General features: G+C 71.8%; 3 protein-coding genes. All 3 read right to left on the reverse strand.

Features of this window, described 5'->3' with window-relative positions:
* A partial coding sequence (locus tag CCN42_RS37100; RefSeq protein ID WP_086741698.1) for an AAA family ATPase occupies positions 1-521 on the reverse strand: 521 nt, incomplete at its 3' end.
* A 49-nt stretch (positions 522-570) separates the two neighbouring features.
* A complete protein-coding gene (locus CCN42_RS37105; RefSeq protein ID WP_086167672.1) occupies positions 571-1,242 on the reverse strand; it encodes a response regulator in 672 nt (223 codons plus the stop codon).
* A gap of 75 nt (positions 1,243-1,317) precedes the next feature.
* Positions 1,318-2,517, reverse strand: coding sequence for a sensor histidine kinase (locus tag CCN42_RS37110; protein WP_086741697.1), 1,200 nt, complete (start codon positions 2,515-2,517; stop codon positions 1,318-1,320).
* Positions 2,518-2,727: the final 210 nt, after the last annotated feature.

The following is a 2,727-nucleotide window of genomic DNA, read 5'->3' on the forward strand; positions in this document are numbered from 1 at the left end:
GCCGTCCTCGGCACGGTGGTGTGGTCCGTCCACAGATGCTCGGCGAACTCGGGTTCGCGCAGTCGTTCCAGGCAGTGGTCGAGCTGCCGGACGGCCCAGCCCTCGCGGCGCAGTCCGGCGTCCTTCCCGGCGACGTACCGCAGGACATGCCCGAATCCCCGCTCGCGCAGCCGCGCGAGGACGGTGTCGCGTTCCGCGAGCAGGGTGAAGTGGCGTACGTCGTGGCCGAGTTCGCGCAGCCGTCCGACGGTCTCGGCGAAGTGGCCGGAGTGGGTGACGGTCATGGGGGCGATCACCACGCCGTCGTGCCGGGTCAGGGTGAGGTCGAGGACCTCGACGACGCCCTGCCGCCAGGCCGCCAGGTCCTGGAAGTCCCCGCGCAGAGCGGGCGGCAGCATGCGGTGCAGGCCGAAGCCGAGGTGCTCGGGGTCGCAGATGACGCTGCCGGGCAGGCGGCGCCGTATCTCGTGTGCGGTCTGTGTCTTGCCGCCCCCGTAGGGGCCGTTGATCCACAGGAGCATGCGCAGGACCCTACCGACGCCTCACCAGGCCGTCAGCGGTTCGATGCCGTCAGCCGTGTCCGCCGGCCCGCACCAGACCCGTCTCGTACGCGAGGACGACGACCTGCACCCGGTCCCGCAGCCCGAGCTTGGTCAGGATCCGCCCCACGTGCGTCTTCACGGTCGCCTCGGACAGCACCAGCCGGGCGGCGATCTCCCCGTTGGACAGGCCCTGCGCGACGAGCACCATGACCTCGCGCTCCCGCTCGGTCAGCCGCTCCAGTCCCTTGTGCTGCGGCTCCCTGCCGGTGCTGGGCAGCATCGGCGCGAACCGGTCCAGGAGCCGCCGGGTGGTCGAGGGGGCCACCACGGCGTCGCCGCTGTGCACCGCGCGGATGGCGGCGAGCAGTTCGCCGGGCGGCACGTCCTTGAGCATGAACCCGGAGGCGCCCGCCTTCAGTCCGGAGAAGGCGTATTCGTCGAGGTCGAAGGTGGTCAGGATCAGTACCTTCGGCGGGTCCTGCTCGGCGCAGATGCGGCGGGTCGCCTCCACACCGTCCAGCTTGGGCATCCGGACGTCCATCAGCACCACGTCGACGGCGGTCGAGCGGACCACCTGAAGCGCCTCGACGCCGTCGCCCGCCTCGGCGACGACCTCCATGTCCGGCTGGGCTGCGAGCACCATCCGGAACCCGGTGCGCAGCAGCACCTGGTCGTCGACGAGCATCACGCGGATCGTCATCGGGGCCTCTTCCATGTCCATGATCGTGAGCGGTTGGGGGGCGTGACAGGTGTCAACAAGGGGCGTGCGAATACGTCAATGCGCCGGTTTGAGCGGCAGGAGCGCACTGATGCGGAATCCTCCGCCGGGGCGGGGCCCCGCGTCCAGGGTGCCGCCGACCATCCCGACCCGCTCACGCATGCCGATCAGGCCGTGGCCCTGCCCGTCGGCGCCGCCCTCCTCGTACAGCTCGTGCGGGGCGCCCTTGCCGTCGTCCTCCACGAGCAGCCCGAGGCCGTCGTCGAAGTAGACCAGGCGCACGCTGGCACCCGCGTTCGGGCCGCCGTGCTTGCGGGTGTTGGTCAGCGCCTCCTGCACGATGCGGTAGGCGGTCAGCTCGACGCCGCTGGGCAGCGGGCGCGGGGTGCCCTCGACCTTGAAGTCGACGGGCAGCCCGGAGTCCCGGCACTGCGCCACCAGGTCCTCGATCTGCTCCACGTCGGGCTGCGGGACGTACTCCCCGCTCTCCTCGTGCTCGCCGGTGCGCAGCACCCCGAGCAGCCGGCGCATCTCCGCGAGCGCCTGGCGGCCGGTGGAGGAGATCGTCTCCAGGGCCTTCTTCGCCTGGTCGGGAGCGGCGTCGAGGACGTAGGCGGCGCCGTCGGCCTGCACCACCATCACCGACACGTTGTGCGCGACGACGTCGTGCAGCTCCCGCGCGATCCGGGCGCGCTCGGCGGCGACCGCGACCTTGGCCTGCGCCTCGCGCTCCTTCTCCAGGCGGGCGGCGCGTTCCTCCAGCTGCGCGAAGTAGGCGCGGCGGGTGCGGATCGAGTCGCCGAGCACCCAGGCCAGGGCGAACGGCACGGTCTGGAAGACGGCGACCGCGATGTCGCCCGCCACACCGGAATCGGTGGCCGGCCAGCGGATCTGGGCGAGCGGCGCCGCGCACAAGCCGGCGGCCAGCGCCAGCCGGGAGGCCCAGCGCGCCCCGATCGCGGCCACCGTGTAGACGATCACCAGCATGGCGAAGTTGGCGGGTGTGGTCGCCACGTCCAGCACGAGCTGGGCCACGCCCGCCCCGATCGCCAGCAGCAGCATCGGCTCCGGCAGCCGGCGGCGCAGCGCGACCACGACGCACAGCAGCAGCACGACCGGAACGATGAGCGCCGGCAGATCGGTGCCCATGTTCCGTTCGACCTGTCCGCCCACCAGCGAGAGACCGAGCAGGATCACGGCCCAGAAGCCGTCGACCCATGTCGGGTGCCTGCGGAGAAAGTCATAGAGGCGCTGCACGTAACCCAGCGTAGGGAAGCGCGGTGCGTGCGGGGGTCAACCGGAGGATCGATCCGTATCGGACACATGTACTCCGCAAGGTGGAGGAGTCGTTCCCCTGTGCGCCTAGCCTGGCCGTGTGACGGAGGCGACGGACGATGCGGCGAGTGGTGCGAGGGACGTGACGGGCGGCGGGGCGCACGGCGTGACGGACGGTGGGGGGCGCGGTGG

The organism is Streptomyces glaucescens (assembly GCF_002154375.1).
GTDB lineage: Bacteria > Actinomycetota > Actinomycetes > Streptomycetales > Streptomycetaceae > Streptomyces > Streptomyces glaucescens.